This window comes from Rothia santali, assembly GCF_024199905.1.
Lineage (GTDB): Bacteria > Actinomycetota > Actinomycetes > Actinomycetales > Micrococcaceae > Rothia > Rothia santali.
In genome coordinates, this window is the sequence record NZ_JANAFB010000014.1 from 16,553 (window position 1) to 31,659 (window position 15,107).

The 15,107-nt window shown below is 69.1% G+C and carries 14 protein-coding genes, 1 tRNA gene and 1 pseudogene; 13 read left to right on the forward strand and 3 right to left on the reverse strand.

Annotation, left to right across the window (positions count from 1 at the left end; genetic code table 11):
• Positions 1–56 precede the first annotated feature (56 nt).
• From NBM05_RS07250 to cls, 4 genes are all read left to right on the forward strand, one after another.
• Positions 57–1,352, forward strand: coding sequence for a hypothetical protein (locus NBM05_RS07250; protein WP_254166179.1), 1,296 nt, complete (start codon positions 57–59; stop codon positions 1,350–1,352).
• The gene (locus NBM05_RS07255) at positions 1,349–2,317 is read left to right on the forward strand and encodes a hypothetical protein (protein WP_254166181.1); all 969 of its coding nucleotides are present in this window, start codon (positions 1,349–1,351) and stop codon (positions 2,315–2,317) included. Before NBM05_RS07250 ends, NBM05_RS07255 begins: the two co-directional genes overlap by 4 nt.
• Before the next feature lie 568 nt (positions 2,318–2,885).
• Positions 2,886–3,698, forward strand: a complete 813-nt coding sequence (locus NBM05_RS07260; RefSeq protein ID WP_254166183.1) for a hypothetical protein — start codon at positions 2,886–2,888, stop codon at positions 3,696–3,698.
• A 100-nt stretch (positions 3,699–3,798) separates the two neighbouring features.
• Positions 3,799–5,274, forward strand: a complete 1,476-nt coding sequence (gene cls, locus NBM05_RS07265) for a cardiolipin synthase (protein WP_254166185.1) — start codon at positions 3,799–3,801, stop codon at positions 5,272–5,274.
• A gap of 50 nt (positions 5,275–5,324) precedes the next feature.
• Here the strand turns inward: cls and NBM05_RS07270 are convergent, their stop codons facing one another.
• A complete protein-coding gene (locus NBM05_RS07270) occupies positions 5,325–6,017 on the reverse strand; it encodes a hypothetical protein (protein WP_254166187.1) in 693 nt (230 codons plus the stop codon).
• Positions 6,018–6,165: 148 nt separating this feature from the next.
• On the reverse strand, positions 6,166–8,004 hold the full coding sequence (gene glsA / locus NBM05_RS07275; protein ID WP_254166189.1) for a glutaminase A: 1,839 nt from the start codon (positions 8,002–8,004) through the stop codon (positions 6,166–6,168).
• Between the two features lie 136 nt (positions 8,005–8,140).
• Between glsA and NBM05_RS07280 the strand changes: the two genes are divergently transcribed.
• Positions 8,141–8,213 (forward strand) — tRNA-Lys (locus NBM05_RS07280).
• 91 nt (positions 8,214–8,304) lie between these two features.
• Here the strand turns inward: NBM05_RS07280 and NBM05_RS15875 are convergent.
• Positions 8,305–8,526, reverse strand: a pseudogene (locus NBM05_RS15875) (helix-turn-helix domain-containing protein); the annotation flags it as partial.
• A gap of 111 nt (positions 8,527–8,637) precedes the next feature.
• On the opposite strand from NBM05_RS15875, the gene NBM05_RS07285 reads away from it, so the two are divergent.
• The 8 genes from NBM05_RS07285 to NBM05_RS07320 are packed head-to-tail and all read left to right on the forward strand — an operon-like array spanning position 8,638 to position 14,949.
• Entirely contained in the window at positions 8,638–8,877 is a 240-nt protein-coding gene (locus NBM05_RS07285) for a helix-turn-helix domain-containing protein (protein WP_254166191.1), read from the forward strand.
• Positions 8,861–9,784 carry a winged helix-turn-helix domain-containing protein gene (locus NBM05_RS07290; protein WP_254166192.1) on the forward strand — a complete coding sequence of 308 codons (924 nt, stop codon included), beginning with the start codon at positions 8,861–8,863 and terminating at the stop codon, positions 9,782–9,784. The genes NBM05_RS07285 and NBM05_RS07290 overlap by 17 nt, the downstream gene beginning before the upstream one ends.
• On the forward strand, positions 9,777–10,898 hold the full coding sequence (locus NBM05_RS07295) for a DUF2637 domain-containing protein (RefSeq protein WP_254166193.1): 1,122 nt from the start codon (positions 9,777–9,779) through the stop codon (positions 10,896–10,898). The genes NBM05_RS07290 and NBM05_RS07295 overlap by 8 nt, the downstream gene beginning before the upstream one ends.
• Before the next feature lie 3 nt (positions 10,899–10,901).
• Positions 10,902–12,014 carry a helix-turn-helix domain-containing protein gene (locus NBM05_RS07300; RefSeq protein WP_254166194.1) on the forward strand — a complete coding sequence of 371 codons (1,113 nt, stop codon included), beginning with the start codon at positions 10,902–10,904 and terminating at the stop codon, positions 12,012–12,014.
• The gene (locus NBM05_RS07305) at positions 12,014–12,847 is read left to right on the forward strand and encodes an RNA polymerase sigma factor (protein ID WP_254166195.1); all 834 of its coding nucleotides are present in this window, start codon (positions 12,014–12,016) and stop codon (positions 12,845–12,847) included. The genes NBM05_RS07300 and NBM05_RS07305 overlap by 1 nt, the downstream gene beginning before the upstream one ends.
• 34 nt (positions 12,848–12,881) lie before the next feature.
• Positions 12,882–13,190 (forward strand): hypothetical protein, encoded by a 309-nt coding sequence (locus NBM05_RS07310; RefSeq protein WP_254166196.1) that lies wholly within the window; start codon positions 12,882–12,884, stop codon positions 13,188–13,190.
• A 2-nt stretch (positions 13,191–13,192) separates the two neighbouring features.
• Positions 13,193–14,374: a transglycosylase SLT domain-containing protein gene (locus NBM05_RS07315; RefSeq protein WP_254166197.1), complete on the forward strand. Its 1,182-nt coding sequence runs from the start codon at positions 13,193–13,195 to the stop codon at positions 14,372–14,374.
• Positions 14,371–14,949 (forward strand): hypothetical protein, encoded by a 579-nt coding sequence (locus NBM05_RS07320; RefSeq protein WP_254166199.1) that lies wholly within the window; start codon positions 14,371–14,373, stop codon positions 14,947–14,949. Before NBM05_RS07315 ends, NBM05_RS07320 begins: the two co-directional genes overlap by 4 nt.
• Positions 14,950–15,107 lie beyond the last annotated feature (158 nt).

The following is a 15,107-nucleotide window of genomic DNA, read 5'->3' on the forward strand; positions in this document are numbered from 1 at the left end:
TTTAATAGTAAGTCCATCGCCCCACATCGGCGGACGCGAGCTTGTAGCTTTAAACCATGCCCCGCGGAACCCCCCTCGCAGACGATCCCCTCGATCTCTGGCGCTCGATCGCCGAGCTCAGCCCGAGGGCCCTGCCCGAGCCCGGATTCGCCCGGCGCGACGTGACCATCAAGGACTACCTCCGGGACCACCGCTTCCCCTGGGATCCCGTGACGGGCCACCGGGACGGCCGCGGGACCTGGCGGCACACGGTCTTCGCCGGGCTGCTGCCCTACCGGACGCTGCTCGTGAGGGCGGGTCTCGCCTTCGACGCCGACGGCGCCCGCACCGGCACCGGCCCGTCCTCCCGGGACGACCGCGCGGACGCCGCGGGCCGCCCGGCGCCCGGACCCGGTCCAGAACCCGATCCCGCCCCCGGGCCCGCCCCCGGAGGAGCGGACCCCTACCGCATCCCCTCCTCGGACCTGACCCCGCTCCTCGCGCTGCAGGTGGATCAGGACGGCGTCGTGGACGTGGGCACGCTCGCGGTCTCCCGCGCCTGCTGGGCCGCGCTGGCCCTCTCCGGCTTCGGCCGGGCCGTGACGGACTTCGGCTCCGACTCCCGGACGTGGCGCGAGGCGATGCTCGGGACGCTGCGGGCCCGCGGGGTCCGGCTCTCGGACGGGTCGGGCGGGGGTTCCCGCGCCCTGGAGCGCGCGGACCTCGTGGAGCTCGTCGAGGAGACGCACCGGGTCTTCGAGGCCGGCGCCCTGCGCAGCGAGCGCATCGTGAACTCCCCCGTCCGGGTGGCCAGCCTGCGGACCGACGGCCCGACGGCGCGCATCCCGGCCCTGCCCCTGATCGACCACCCCGCGGCCGCCGCGCTGGACGAGGCCGCCCGCGGGAGCCGGTTCCGCCAGGCGGCGGCGGGCCTGCTGGGCATCGAGGCGCCCGAGGTGCGGGAGGACGTGGCCGCCGCGCCGCGCCTGATGTACTCCGGCGTCGCGCCGCGCGAGCTGCCCCTGGGCGTCGCCGAGGCCGAGGGGGCCTCCGTCGCGACGCAGTTCTCCGTCAACCGCGCCCTGGCGGAGCTCGGCGGGGACGAGGGTCTCTGGTCCGTCCCGGCCTCCCTGGTCCACGGCGTCGACCCCGCCCGGGCCCGGCGCATGCTCGTGGCCGCGCTCCTGACCCGCCGGGGCGCGCCCTCGCCGACCTGCCGGACCCCGCCGAGGCCTTCGACCCCGAGCCCGCGGCGTCGGCCGGTCACCGCTCGGTGCACGCGCTGCACCCGGACCTCGCGGGGTTCGGCGTCGTCAGGGCCCGCCCGCTGGAGCGGGTCCTCGCCGGGCGGGGCGGCTACGGGGCCCGCGTGAGCCTCCTGCCCGGGATGGAGGAGGCCGGGCTGTACCCCGGGCTGGTCCCGGGGGAGGCGGTGGACGCGGTCGACGCCGTCGACGCCGTGCTCGGAGCCCTGGAGGAGCGCGAGGGCGCCCCCTCGCCGGCCGAGTACGAGGAGTGGGACCGGCTCGCCGCGCGCGTCGTCGAGAGCCAGGATCGCGTCGAGGCGCTCCTGGCCGCCCGGCAGCGCTGCCACGAGGTCGTGCCGATGCTGATGCGCGCGCAGAACACGATCAGCCGGACCGCCCGGCAGCTCGGCGGCGTGCGCGGGACGGAGCAGGCCCTCGAGGAGGAGCTGCGCGCGGCCGAGGCCGAGCACCGCGCCGCCTGGGACCGCACCAGCGAGCTGAGCGACGTGATCGCCGCCCACCTGGGGGCCGCGCCGGGAGTCGTCCGCCGCACGGTGACGCTGGGCCGGGCGGGGCCACCCTGGCGCGCGCGGCTCGAGGAGCTGCGGGACCGTCGGGCGGAGACCCAGCGGACCGAGGAGGCCTCCCGCGCCCGCCGTGACGCGCTGCAACGCGAGCTGAGCCGGGCGCGGGCCGACGCGGAGGCCCTGCGCGAGGAGCTGCAGGAGTCCGCCGCGACCGTGCGCTCCCTGCAGGACGAGCTCGCGGCCTACCCGCACCGGCGGCACGCCGTGGACCAGGAGTGGCTTGCGGGCGACTGGCAGGAGGACACCGCCTCCGCGCCGTGGCTCGACGCCGAGGTCCAGGCCGCGCGCGTCGAGGCGTACCGCAGCGCGGCGCGGCTCCACGGGCTGGTCCTGCGGCTCCAGACCGCGGAGGTCCGCGCGGGCCTGCTGCTCGCCCGTGAGCTCCTCGGCGCCGGGGCGGAGCAGGCGCCCGACGCCGCGGCGGCCGGTGAAGACGCCGCACCCGACGCTGCGGCGGCCGGCCGGGACGCGGCCTCGAGGCCGCACCGACCGGCCGGGACGTAGCTCCCGACGCCGCCGCGGCGGCCTGGGAGACGCTGCTCGCGGTCTTCCCGGAGGTCGACGTGCCCGTCGAGCTCCTCCGCGGATGCTCGCCCGCTCGGGCACCACCGGCTGGACTGGCTGATCGTCACCGAGGCCGACCGCGTCGGGCCCGGCGTCGCCTACGCGGCGCTGCGCCGAACCCGGCGGGCCGTGATGCTGCCGTCCCCGGAGGCCGGGCGACGCCGCGCCCGCGGGCCGGCGGACGGACGCCGTGAAGCGGCCGGGAACGGGCGCCGCACGGAGCGCGGCACCACGCCCGGCACCACGCCCAGCCCGGTGCCCGGCACCGCGCCCGACGCCGGGGCCCCGTTCGAGCACCCGACCCCGGACGTCCCCCGGACCGTGCTCTACCACGTCCCCCCGGAGACCGCCCAGAGACGCCTGGCCGAGATCGCCGGCTGCTCCCCGGACTGGGCTCCGGCCTGGACCGATGCGCTATCGTTGGCTCGGCGGCAGTCGCGTCATCCCGCCTAGATACGGCGGCAACCACGAGGAGAGGCAGGGTGGTCGGAGCATGATGGAGCACGGCATGCCCACGCTGAGCTCGACGCCCCTCCGGCGCCTCGGGCCCTGGACGGCGCTGTTCAAGCACACCCCGCTCTACTGGGCGGGCCTGCTGGTCGTCTGGGGCAGCGCCACCGTCGACCGCCTGGCCCAGGACATCGCCGGCGCGCCCTCCACCCTGCACGAGGCCCTGCCGCTGATCCAGACGATCTCCTGGCTGGTCCTCGTGGCCTACTCGGGCTTCCTCGTGCTGCTCTGGCCCCGGGCGGAGAGCTTCCCCGACCTGCCCTCGGGGCTTCCCCACCGCCTGGTGCGCGCCGTGCCGCCCACGGTCATGACGGTCGTGTTCCTCACCGTCATCCAGGCCGGCGTCGTCCTCATCGAGCACCTGGCGGGGTCGGTGGGCCCGGAGCGGCCGCTCGTCGCCGCCACGGTGTACGGGCTGGAGGCGGCGAGCGGTGCGGCGGCCTTCTGCGCCCTGATGGTGGCCGCGGCGTCGCTGGCCTCCCGGATCCGCTCGCGGGCGCTGTACGTGCTCCTGGGCTGGGCGGGCTACCTCGCGGTAACGGCCGTGCAGAGCCTGGTGACGACGCTGGTGATCTCCCCCGGCGGCGGCAGGTTCTGGAACGGCATCAGCGCCGACGGCTCCGGCATCAACGTCTACCTCAACGCCATCCCTCTGCTCTTCCCGTCCTCCGTCCCCGGCCGGGACGCCCTGAGCACGGGGGCGCCCGAGATGCTGAGCGTCGCGATCAACCTCGTGGTCACCGCGGCGTGTGTGGCGATCGCCGTGAGCCGTGCGGCGGCGGAACGGGCCGAGGAGCGGCCGGCGGGCTGAGGTTCTGCCGGCGGGCTGATCCGGTCCCGCCGCAGGTCACGGGCGTCATGCGTCAGGGCACGGCCGGGCCGTCCGGCAGGCTTCCCGTACACTCGGACGGGTGAACTTCTCCCTGCTCAACATCCCGTGGTTCCCCGGTTGGGTCGACGGCATCATCTTCGCGCTGGACATCATCATCCGCATCGTGGCGTTGTGCTGGATCCCCTACAACCGCAAGCCCTCGGTGGCGTTGGGCTGGCTCATGGCCATCTTCCTGATCCCCTACGTCGGCATCGTGATCTTCCTGGTCATCGGCTCGCGCTACCTGCCCAAGAGCCGGCGCGAGCGGCAGTCGCGGATGAACGAGCTGATCCGGGAGCGGATCGGCAACAAGCCCATCCTCGGGGACCAGGGCCACCTGCGGGAGTCCGACGTCGCCGCGGCGATCCTGAACTACCGGCTCGGCTCCCTGCCCATGGCCGGCGGCAACCGCTTCTCGCTGCTGCCCGACAACCACGAGGCCATGAAGGTCATGGCGCGCGCCGTCGACGAGGCGGAGGAGTACGTCCACTTCGAGTTCTACATCGTCGCCTACGACTCCTCGAGCGCTCCCCTGCTGGACGCGCTGTTCCGCGCCCACGCCCGCGGCGTGAAGGTCCACATCCTGATCGACCACATGGGCTCCGTGGGATACCCGGGGTACGCGCAGCTGGTCAAGCGCCTGGACCGGGAGGGGGTCTCGTGGCGGCGGATGCTGCCCCTGCGCCCGTGGCGCGGCGAGTACCAGCGCCCCGACCTGCGCAACCACCGCAAGATCCTGGTGATCGACGGCGAGGTGGGCTTCTCCGGCTCGCAGAACATCATCGACCGGTCCTACAACAAGAGGGCGAACCTGCGGAAGGACCTCGCCTGGAAGGACCTGATGCTGGACATCCGCGGGCCCATGGTCGCGGAGCTCAACGCGCTGTTCATCTCCGACTGGTACGCCGAGACCGGCGACCTGCTCCTCGACGAGGTCGACCAGGACCTGCCCTCCCTGGACTCCGGGGTGATGGCCCAGGCGGTGCCCTCGGGGCCCGGGTTCGAGACGGAGAACAACCTGCGCCTGATCAACCACCTGATCTACAACGCCGAGCGGCGCATCATCATCTGCAGCCCGTACTTCGTCCCCGACGACTCGCTCAAGATGGCGCTGACCACCGCGGCCCAGTCGGGCATCGACATCACGCTGATCGTCTGCGCCAAGGGCGACAAGTTCTTCCCCCACTTCGGGCAGCGCTCCTACTACGCGGGCCTGCTGCAGATGGGCGTCAAGATCCAGCTCTACCCGGCGCCCACCGTGCTGCACACCAAGTTCATGCTGGTGGACGACGACGTGTCCCTCATCGGCTCCTCCAACATGGACCAGCGGTCCTTCTCGCTGAACCTCGAGGTCTCGATGCTGATCCTGGATCCCCAGATCAACGCCGAGGTGGACGAGCTGGCCCGGCAGTACATCGAGGTCTGCGACGAGGTGGACTATGCGCAGTGGCTGCGCCGCCCGCTCTACACCAAGGCGACGGAGAACGTCTGCCGGCTCACCTCGGCGCTGCTGTAGGGGCGGGGCGGCACCGCGACGGATCCGTCGTCAGGTCGGCCCGCGGCGGGTCAGTCGAGCTGCCCGTGCCGCCAGGCGCCCGCGGCGGACTCCAGCTCCTCGGCGGTGGTGATCAGCCGGCGGGAGGCGCGGGTCAGGCGCGCTCCGACGCGGCTCGAGCCGGGGTCCGTGAAGAACTCGCTGGCCCGGGCGCCGGCCTCGGCCCCCGCCGGGTGCACCGCCACGTCGTTGCGGTCGGCGGCCACCGCCTGGCCGAGCGCGACGACGCGGCAGAAGGCCGCGAAGCGCTCGAGGGCGACGTCGAACTCCCCCGTGTACGCCCCGGTGAGGATCGCGTCCACGGTGCGGCACAGCTCGTCGGCGGCGGGCGGGTCCGCGACCCCCGCGACCACCCGGGCGACCTCGGCGCTGCCCTGCCCGAGCTCGTAGTACCGGCCCACGACGTCGGGATTGCGGCGGACCGTGTCCCGCAGCGCGTAGATGCGCCAGAGGGCGCCGGGCAGAGAGACGCCGGGGGCCTCGGCCCACATCTCGGCGATCGCGTCCAGCCCGTAGTGGTCCGTGAACTCCACGAGGCGCGCGGTGACCGCCGGGTCGCTGGTGCCGCGGCCCTGGCACAGGATCGCCCAGGCCGACGAGTGCGCGGCCTGCGAGATGGTCTCCGGGTCCTCGCCGCCCTCCCAGTGGTCGAAGAGCTGGGGCGAGAACTTCACGGGCTTGTGGTGGCGTTCTGTGGAAGACATCGGTCCCAGCCTACGCCTGTCGCCCGGGAGCGCGCCCGGTGCCGACGGCCCGCACCGTCCTGTCCGGCGGGCCGCACCCAGCTGGCGGGCCTCACCGCATCCGGCGGGCCGCATCGCACCCGGCGGCCCGCACCCCGTCCAGCCGGCCTCACCCCATCTGGCTGGTGCGCAGGCCGATCTCCCGCAGCTGGTGGCCCACCTGGCGGTACCCCTCGCGCGCGATCGCCTGCCAGACCAGCAGCGCGAAGGCGGGGTCCTCCCGGTCCAGGCGGTCCAGGACCGCGGCGGGGAGCAGGAAGTACTCGACGTCGTCGAGCGCGGTGACCCGCAGGATCTGCCGGTCGGAGAAGCCCAGGCAGCCCTCGCCGAAGGTCATGCCCGGGGACAGCTCGCCCACCGTCAGCTCCTCGCGCGCGGCGTCGCCGCTCGGCCGGTCCCCCGCCTCGTCCATGCGGACCGGCAGGCTCTGGCGCACCCGCCCGGAGATGATCATGTGGATCCCGGCGAAGTCCTCGCCGGGGGTCAGGATCTCCTCGCCCTCCCGCGCCTGGCGGCGCTCGAGCAGCCCGCCCAGCCGCTGCCGCTGCTCCGCGGAGATGTGCGCGGCGAGCGGGCTGTCCAGCAGGCCCACCCGCTCCGGCCGGCTGTCCTCGGAGCCGTAGCGCTCGATGATGAGGTCCTCGGCCCAGGCCGCCGCGCTGTCCTTGGTGTCGAAGGTCCGGATCCCCTCCGGCAGGGGCAGCAGGCCCTCCGGGTCCACCACGACCAGCTCCCTCCCCTCGCCCGCGAAGCTCTCGCGCAGGTTCCGGAAGATCTCCGCGGAGGCGTCGAGCACCTTGCCCACGCGCCGCCCGTCCACGATCACGGTCACGACGTCGCCCTCCACCGCGTCGATGATCGCGCGCACCGAGGAGTCCACCGCGGCGAACATGAGGTCCCCCTGCAGCTCGACCACCATGGCCCGCGCCGCGTACTCGTCCAGCACGTCCTGCGCCTCCTGGTTGCGCCGGACCTGCGAGGGCGACTCGGAGACGGGGTAGACGCCGCGGACGGTCGCCTGGGCGGCGGCGGTCGCGTGGGCGAAGTGCAGCTGGAGGTCCCCCGCGAGCCGGCGGCAGGTCTCGACGCCGCGCACGCTGCTGCCGTGCTCGTCCAGCGGCGGCGAGTACACGGCCAGCCCCATCTCGCCGGAGAGGACCGCGATGATCCCGCCCCCGACGCCGGACTTGGCCGGGATGCCGACCTCGGTCATCCAGTGCCCCGAGTCGTCGTACATCCCGCAGGTGGACATGACCGACAGGACCCGGGCGTTGACCGCCGGCGTCGCGGCCCGCACGCCGGTGACCGGGTTGACGCCGTTGTTGGCCAGCGTGGCGGCCACGAGCGCGAGGTCGCGGGCGGTGACCGAGATCGAGCACTGGAGGAAGTAGTCGTCCAGCGCCTGCTCGACGTCGCCCTCGATGATCCCGAAGGACTTCATGAGGTAGCCCATCGCGCGGTTGCGGTCCCCGTAGCGGCTCTCCTGCCGGTGCGAGGCCTCGTCGACGTGCAGCTCCCGGCCCGCGAACCGGCCGTAGGCCTCGAGGATGCGCGCGGCCCGGCCCTCCCGGCCCGGGTCGATGAGCGCCGTCGTCGCGATGGCCCCGGCGTTGATCAGCGGGTTGTCGGGGCGGCCGTTGGTCTGGAGGGAGATCTCGTTGAAGGCGTCGCCGGAGGGCTCGACGTCGATCCGCTCGTCGACGAACCCGAAGCCGTGGTCCTCCAGGGCGATCGCGTAGGACAGCGCCTTGGAGATCGACTGGATGGTGAACTCCTGGCCCGCGTCGCCGACCTCGTAGACGTGCCCGTCCACGGTCGCGATCGCGATCCCGAACCCGTCCGGGTCGCCCTCCGCCAGCACCGGCGTCGAGTGGCTGGGCTGGCCCTCGTCCAGGGTGCTGATCTCGCGGTGGACGGTGCCCAGGTACTGGCTGATCGGTGACTCCATGCCCCCAGCCTAAAGGGCCGGGACGGGACCGGGGGAACGACGCCGGGCGCCCCCTCCCGAGGCCCCGCGACGTTCGCGGGGGTCCGCCCGGCTCGTGTACAGTGGGAGTGCTCTGCACGCCGTCGCGTGCGGGCGTGCGCCTCTAGCTCAGTTGGTAGAGCATCGGACTTTTAATCCGTGGGTCGTGGGTTCGAGCCCCACGGGGCGCACAGACGAGGATCCCGTTCCGGCCATGGCCGGGGCGGGATTTTCTGCATCCTGAGCGGGAATCTCGATCGGTGCTGAGGCAACGGGCCCAAGAAGGTCGCCGACAGTGATGCCGAAGTAGCCAGCAATCACTGCCAGGTCATGGATCACAAAGGCGGTCTTGCCTTTGAGGCGCGTCGAGAGGTTTGGCTGTGAAATTCCCAAGGCCCCAGCCAGCTCAGTCTGACTGACTCCCTTCCGGGCCATCCAGGCTCGCACCTCATCTCGAACTGCAAGTTCGAACTCAGAGATGCCCTCTGCGGAACGTCGTCGCATCTCGTCCTCCTCATCGCTTGACGGCTAGCTGATACGACCAGCGTATACACAAGACGATACAAGTGCAATATACGTTTTGCATATAGACTTTTTTCGTATACCGTTGCTCCCATGACGACAGCACTTGAAGTCGGACTCAACGTCCGCGCAGTCCTTGCACGGAAGGGCTGGTCACAGGCCAAAGCAGCTGAGGCCATCGGCATGAGCCGCGTGGCGTTCAGTCATCGGATCAACGGGAAGTACCCGTTCAACGTGAAGGAACTAGCTGATCTGGCGAGAGCTCTCGGAGTCTCGTACAGCTCTCTGGTCACGATCCCAGAGGAAGGAAAGCGCGATGAACGAGCAGATTGAGCACTACGAGACGACCCTGGTTGATGAAACCGAACAGCTGACCGAAGCACAGGCGAGTCGCCTGACGAAGGAGATCCGCAAGGGGCTGTCCAGCACTCATCACCTGATCCGCATGGCGTGGGAGAAGCGCGCGTGGGTCTCGCTGGGGTACGAGAGCTGGGACGCGTATTGCTCGGATCAGTTCGGAGATCTGATGCTGACGCCGCCGAAGGAGGACCGTACAGCTACCGTCGCTGAGCTGAGCGAGTCAGGCATGAGCCTTCGTGCGATCGCGTCAGCTACTGACCTCTCGAAGAATACGGCGGCACGCCTGCTGAAGCAGGCCGAGGACGAAGGGCTGGTGGATGCCCGGGAGGACCGAGTCGGTGTCGACGGCAAGGTCTACGCGTCGCCGAAGCCTAAGCAGGAGAAGAAGGCCTCTGCGCCCGCTCCTGAGTCGGAGGCCTCGGAGGGGAAGCTGGATGAGCTCGATGAGTCGATGCTCGACATGGACGCCGATGACATCGGGATCGAGGGGTTCACCGCTGCACCGGAGACGGTATCTGCTACTCCCGACCTCAGCGTTGAAGATGCACTGGAGGAAATCACTTTCCCCGGCATGGAGACCGCCGAGGACACGGTGGAGGACCACGGTCTCGAAGAGGTGATCGAGAAGGTCAAGGCCGCTGAGATCTCGATGAAGTCCTCGTTGGAAGCCTCCAGCATGAAGTACGCGCCGGAGGAGATCACCGACCGCATCGTGGGCGTGCTGACGAGCTCCCTGCTGGCCTCTGCCGGGATGCTCGACTGCTTCCGCCTGAACCAGGCTCCGATTACCCAGCCGTCAATGATCTCCAAGCACCTCGAGGTCGCGGTGGCAACGCTGGACCGCGTAGTGGAGCAGCTGAGGAGTGATGCAGATGCCTAGCAGTCACAGGCGTGAAAAAGCGGAGGCCGTCAATCCTTTGACCGAGACGACGACCCCCGCCCAGTTGAAAACCACAGCAAGAAACCGGGCCCAACTGCGCTCATCCTACCAAGCAGGAGATACCCCCGTGTCGAAGTCTTCCGGCCCTCGGATCAACCCGGACTCCCGGTCCACGCTCTGGCTGACCGTCGTGCTGATCTGCACACTCGGGCTGACGTCGTTCATGGTCAGCTTCAACGGCCTGCACGATGTTGCCGGGTGGGTCGGTTTGCCGGTGTGGATGCGCTGGGCGGTGCCGGTGTTCATCGACATTGCGATCCTGGCGTACTCCATGGCCGCGGTGATCCATCGTTCTCGACAGGAGAAGGTCTGGCCGACCTGGACGACGCTGGGAGCCTTCACTCTGATCTCGGTGATCGCCAACGCAGCGCACGCGCTGGCGGCCGGCGAGACGGAGACGACTATGCAGAGCTGGATCGGTGCTGGCATCGCAGCCATGGCCCCGGTGGCGGTCTTCGCCGCCACGGAGGAGATCTCGCGTCTGGCCTTTGCCGCGGCACCGGCGCTGCCGGAAGTCGTCGCGGAAGCGGAACCGGAGGCCACGGAAGCGGATGACGACGCTGCGGAAGATACGGCGGCACCCTTGCCGCTTGCCGAGGTGCCAGCGGAAGCGACCCCGGCGGAAGCACCGGTGGTCGCGGACGAGCAGCGGCCCGCTGATCGCCCGGTCTCTGCACCGGCAGCACCGTTGCGGAACGAACAGGCGGCATCTCGCATCTTTGACCCTCAGCCGGCTACTCAGTTTGCGTCTTGGAAGCCAGGCGAGCCCGTGAGGGAGCCGCAGGGGCCCGTCAAGGACGTCCCGGGGCCGGTTGAGCGGCAGGGGCAGAAAGAGCCGGCGGAAAGCCGTTCCGCCCCGGCTGAGCCTGCTCCTTCCGAGTCGGATCCTGATGGTCTGGTCGCGTGGGTGAAGTCCCAGCACGCGGAAGGCGTGGCCGTCACTGGGAAGATGGTCGGCGCGTTCCTCGGCAAGTCCGACCGGACCGGCCGGAACCGGCTCACCGCTCTGAAGGAAGAGCGGCCGGAACTGTTCGAGCTCGAGGAGGCGAAGTAACTAATGTCGATCGCGGCCACCAGTTGGGTGTTCACTCACTCCCTGAAGCCAGCGCAGTTCGTCGTCCTGTTCTCCGTCGCTGACGAAGCAGAGTCGGACGGCGCGTGCTACATGGGCCAGAAGAAGCTGGCTTGGAAGGCTGACTGCTCCGTCCGCACCGTACAGCGGCAGCTGAAGGAGTTCGAGCAGATGGGTCTCCTGCACATCGAGCGTCGCTACCCGGAGTGGGCACGAGGTCGAATGACAGATGCCATCGTGCTGCACCTGGATCAGGCCGGCACCAAGGGGGCCTACCCCGGCCAGGCCGAAATCAAGAAGCAACAGGATGAGGATCGCCGCCGTTACGAGGTGCCCGTCGATGTTGTCGAAGATGGGCCTGACAGCGCTGACGCTGATCTACACGACAATTTGTCGCCTAGATGCGTTTCGCCTAGTCAGGATCAAGGCGACATTCTGTCACCTAGACCGATCTACCCGACAGTTTCGAACGATCTAGGCGACATTTTCGAGTCCAAGGACTCGGGTGCCTTAAAAGGAACGCGTGCGCGCTTAACCCGTCAGTCCCGTCAGTCTGAGAACGATTCGAACTCGAAGACGGAGCCGGCTGCGCCGGAGACGGACGGACAGACAGACGAGGATTCCTCCCCGGCGAAGGTCTGCCGGGGCGTGTCCCTGGATCAGCTCCGCGGCCGTCTCGGTTCGGTGCTGTCCGGAGTCTCCGATGAGCAGCTCGAGGTCATGATCTCGATCGTGCTGGATCGGGCCAGCGGGCGGGTCAAGTCTCCGTTGGCGTTCGTCGCCGCCGGGATCAACCGTGAACCGGCCGAGCTGCGTTCCCAGGCGGAGGATCTGCTCACGGTCAAAACCGGGGCCACCGCGGCGGACTGGGATGACTTCCTAGCCGATGAGGTTGGTGCTCAGCTGGCCGAGACCAGCGGCACGGCTGCATTGCGGACGTGTCCGGTGCACCAGATCGACCACCTCGGTACTTGCCCGTCATGTCGTGCCGATTCCCTGGCCACGCAGCCCGAGGACGCGGTGTCGGGTGCCGCTGATGGCCGCACCTACCGAGAGCAAGTGCGGCAGCAGCGTGAAGCTCGAAGAGGAGCCTCGTGATGAAGACCTACAACAACAGCTGGACCGAGGAGATGCTGACGGCTTGGAAGCAGACCCGCGGCACGATCTACTCGGTGCTCAACGGCAGTGGGCGAGCCCGTGACGTCGACGATGTCTGGCAGAAGACCTGGCTCGCCGCGGCTGAGAACCTCGACGCCTACGACCCCTCACGGGGAACGTTTCGGCAGTGGATCGGGGGCATCGCTGACAAGCAGGCCCGCCGGCACGTGAGGGACGACTACCGACGGAACCGGCTCGACGACGAGATCGAGCACGCTGCGGACTCCGGGATCACCACGGTCTACGACGTCGTGGCCGAGAGCTCTGCCGAGCAGGTCGTCGCCCGGCTCGGGGACTGGAACCACGCCTCCGAGGTCCTGGCCATGGTCCGCCAGGTGATGAAGCCGGAGCTGTTCGAGCGGTCCATGCACCTGATCGTGGCGTGTGAGGGCGACGTCGCACGCGCGGCGAAGCAGCTGGGTGTGCAAGCGCCGGCACTGCGGGATTCGCACCGCAACGTCATGGACATGGTCCACGTCGTGGATAAGGCGCTGCGGTTGCACTGGAACCGGCGCGAGCACGGGGCCGCCGGGAGCTCGGTGAAGGTCCGTGACCTGCTGGCGTGCCTGCCGCATGAGGACGAGGCGTCCCGGGTGTGGCAGCAGGTCATCACCCGCGCGGTCATCGTCGCCGGTGGCTTCGCCCAGGTCACTCCTTCGCAGATCGCCGGGCTGATCGGGTGGTCTGAGAGCTATTGCCGGCAATGCCTGAAGCGCACGGCGCATCTGCTGATGGTTGCCCGCTCGGTGATCGAGAACGGCCGACTGGACTGACTGATCCCCACGAGTACTGGCGGGAATACTGTGTATGAAGCTTTTCAAGAGGAACGAAGAGGAAGTCCCCCAGGACGAATACGCTCCGGAGGGGAACAAGCTCCGCGACTACTTCGACAGCAGCAAGGACCTGATCCAGGATTTCAGTGACTGGATCTCAGGTTCCCGGTGGCGTGCGGCAGCTATCGGCCTGTTGACCATCGTCGTCGCCGTGCTGTGGTGCCTGGGGATCGTTTACCTGATGGGTGGCTCCTCCAGTAACGATGAGTCGGGGTTCACACCGGTGGAGAACGGCGTGGAGGTCGATGAGCACCAGCACAGCCATGGTGAGGCCACGCCATGAGCATGGCCGGGAAGGCCGCGAAGTTCGGCATCAAAGCGGCCCTGCTGAAGCTGTTCGGTCCGATTTTGGCGTTCTTCGGTGTCGCCCTGCTGCTGTTGGCGTTCATGCTTTTTCTGCTGATCAATGCCGGGCTCTCCGGGGGTGCGGAGCAAGCCGAGTCGGAATCACAGCGGGTGGAGACGGCCGGCAACTCCTGCTCGATCACTTCCGAGGAAGGCGAGGGCGGTGACGCTGAGGGGAAATCCACGAGTGTTCCCGCGGAGTATGCCGAGGATGTGAAGAAGGCTTCGGAGGAGGCGGGCATCCCTGAGCAGATCATCGCAGCACAGATCCAACAGGAATCGCAGTGGGATCCGACGGCGGGTTCGCATGCCGGTGCTCAGGGTATCGCGCAGTTCATGCCGGCCACTTGGGCCACCTACGGTGAGGGCGGAGACATCCACGACGGGCACGACGGGATCGCTGCTCTCGGGCGCTACATGAAGGACTTGAAGGGGCAAGTCTCCGAGCAGGCCGGTGATGATTCAGATGAACTGATCCGGCTGACTCTCGCGGCCTACAACGCAGGTCCCGGCGCTGTTCACCAGCACGATGGAGTGCCGCCCTACGACGAGACGCGGCACTATGTCGAGACGATCACCGGTAACGGGCAGACGAAGTTCTCCGAGGATTGCAGCCCGAAGGGATCCGCCACGGCGTGGGACGGGGACCTGGGGGACGGTGAATGGACGAACCCCTGCCCGGGTTGCCAGTTCACGAGTGGGTACGGCCCCCGTAATGTCCCTGGCCTACCTGCCTGGGCGCAGAACCATGTGGGAGTTGATCTGGCAACACCAGGTGCCGGCAACAGCAATGGCACGGACATCATCGCTCCCACCGATATGACCGTCGTGGGTTTCCTTGCCGATGACGGGTGCGTGATGACCCGACAGAAAGAAGGACCCGGGTTCTTCTTCGCGTTCTGCCACATGAACTCCAACGAAGTCGAAGACGGCCAGGAGCTCAAGCGCGGCGACATCATCGGCGTGGAAGGCAACACCGCCGGCGGCGGCGGTGGAGGCGTAGCCACGCACTTGCATCTGGAGATCTACGATCCGGAGTCCCCGGACCCTCCCATGCCATACAACGACCACAACATTGATCCGGAGCCGATTCTGAAAGAGAAGGGGGCCTGGCCCGAATGATGACCACCACGAAGAAGATGATCGTGCCTGTGATCGGGCTGGCGGTCCTGGCGATAACCGGGTGCGGCTCCTCAGAGGAGGAGGCCTCGGAGGCCTCACCGTCACCGAGCGAGATGCAGGTGGCTGATGGGCACTGCATGGACGTTGACGCGGCTCACCGAGACGACCCGGATTCCGTCGGGTACACGGCGGCCTCGGTGATGCACTGCTGGGACTCGACGATGGACGCCACGATGACCGACGCTGCACTGCGGGCGGCGCCATTGATGAGCGAGGAGTGGGCGGCCCAGCAGACGCAGCCGGAGCGCAACGCGATCCAGGGCCAGTTCAGCGCCGCGGCCAAGCACGAGGCTTATTCGGTGCCCGAGGTCTCCCGGACAGGCGGAGACGTGGACCAGAACGTCGATTACGACAAGGTCGCCCGTGGGTTCACGATCGAGTGGGAGTGGCAGGGCCGCGACGGCGAGACCGTTCCCGGGGGCAGCGCGCAGATCATGGTCTACATGGAGATGCACAGCGGGAAGTGGGAGGTCGTGGGTCATCACACGACCACGGTTCAGGAGGAGGACCGGTGAGACAGCGGGAGCGAGAGGCAGGTGTCCCAAATGGGACACCTGTAGGTGCAGGCCAGCGCCGCCGTGCCCGGTGGCCGTGGCTGTTGTCTGGCCTTGTAATTACCCTCGTCGTGCTCGTGGTGGTGGGTTCCCTGATCTTCGATGCCGGCCTACGGGCG

Coding starts and splice junctions, on each gene's coding strand:
- NBM05_RS07295 (WP_254166193.1), top strand. CDS start 9,777: ATGCCTAGCAGTCACAGGCGTGAAAAAGCGGAGGCCGTCAATCCTTTG.
- NBM05_RS07300 (WP_254166194.1), top strand. CDS start 10,902: ATGTCGATCGCGGCCACCAGTTGGGTGTTCACTCACTCCCTGAAGCCA.
- NBM05_RS07305 (WP_254166195.1), top strand. CDS start 12,014: ATGAAGACCTACAACAACAGCTGGACCGAGGAGATGCTGACGGCTTGG.
- NBM05_RS07260 (WP_254166183.1), top strand. CDS start 2,886: ATGCCCACGCTGAGCTCGACGCCCCTCCGGCGCCTCGGGCCCTGGACG.
- NBM05_RS07315 (WP_254166197.1), top strand. CDS start 13,193: ATGGCCGGGAAGGCCGCGAAGTTCGGCATCAAAGCGGCCCTGCTGAAG.
- glsA (WP_254166189.1), bottom strand. CDS start 8,004: ATGGAGTCACCGATCAGCCAGTACCTGGGCACCGTCCACCGCGAGATC.
- NBM05_RS07285 (WP_254166191.1), top strand. CDS start 8,638: ATGACGACAGCACTTGAAGTCGGACTCAACGTCCGCGCAGTCCTTGCA.
- NBM05_RS07250 (WP_254166179.1), top strand. CDS start 57: ATGCCCCGCGGAACCCCCCTCGCAGACGATCCCCTCGATCTCTGGCGC.
- NBM05_RS07310 (WP_254166196.1), top strand. CDS start 12,882: ATGAAGCTTTTCAAGAGGAACGAAGAGGAAGTCCCCCAGGACGAATAC.
- NBM05_RS07320 (WP_254166199.1), top strand. CDS start 14,371: ATGATGACCACCACGAAGAAGATGATCGTGCCTGTGATCGGGCTGGCG.
- NBM05_RS07290 (WP_254166192.1), top strand. CDS start 8,861: ATGAACGAGCAGATTGAGCACTACGAGACGACCCTGGTTGATGAAACC.
- NBM05_RS07270 (WP_254166187.1), bottom strand. CDS start 6,017: ATGTCTTCCACAGAACGCCACCACAAGCCCGTGAAGTTCTCGCCCCAG.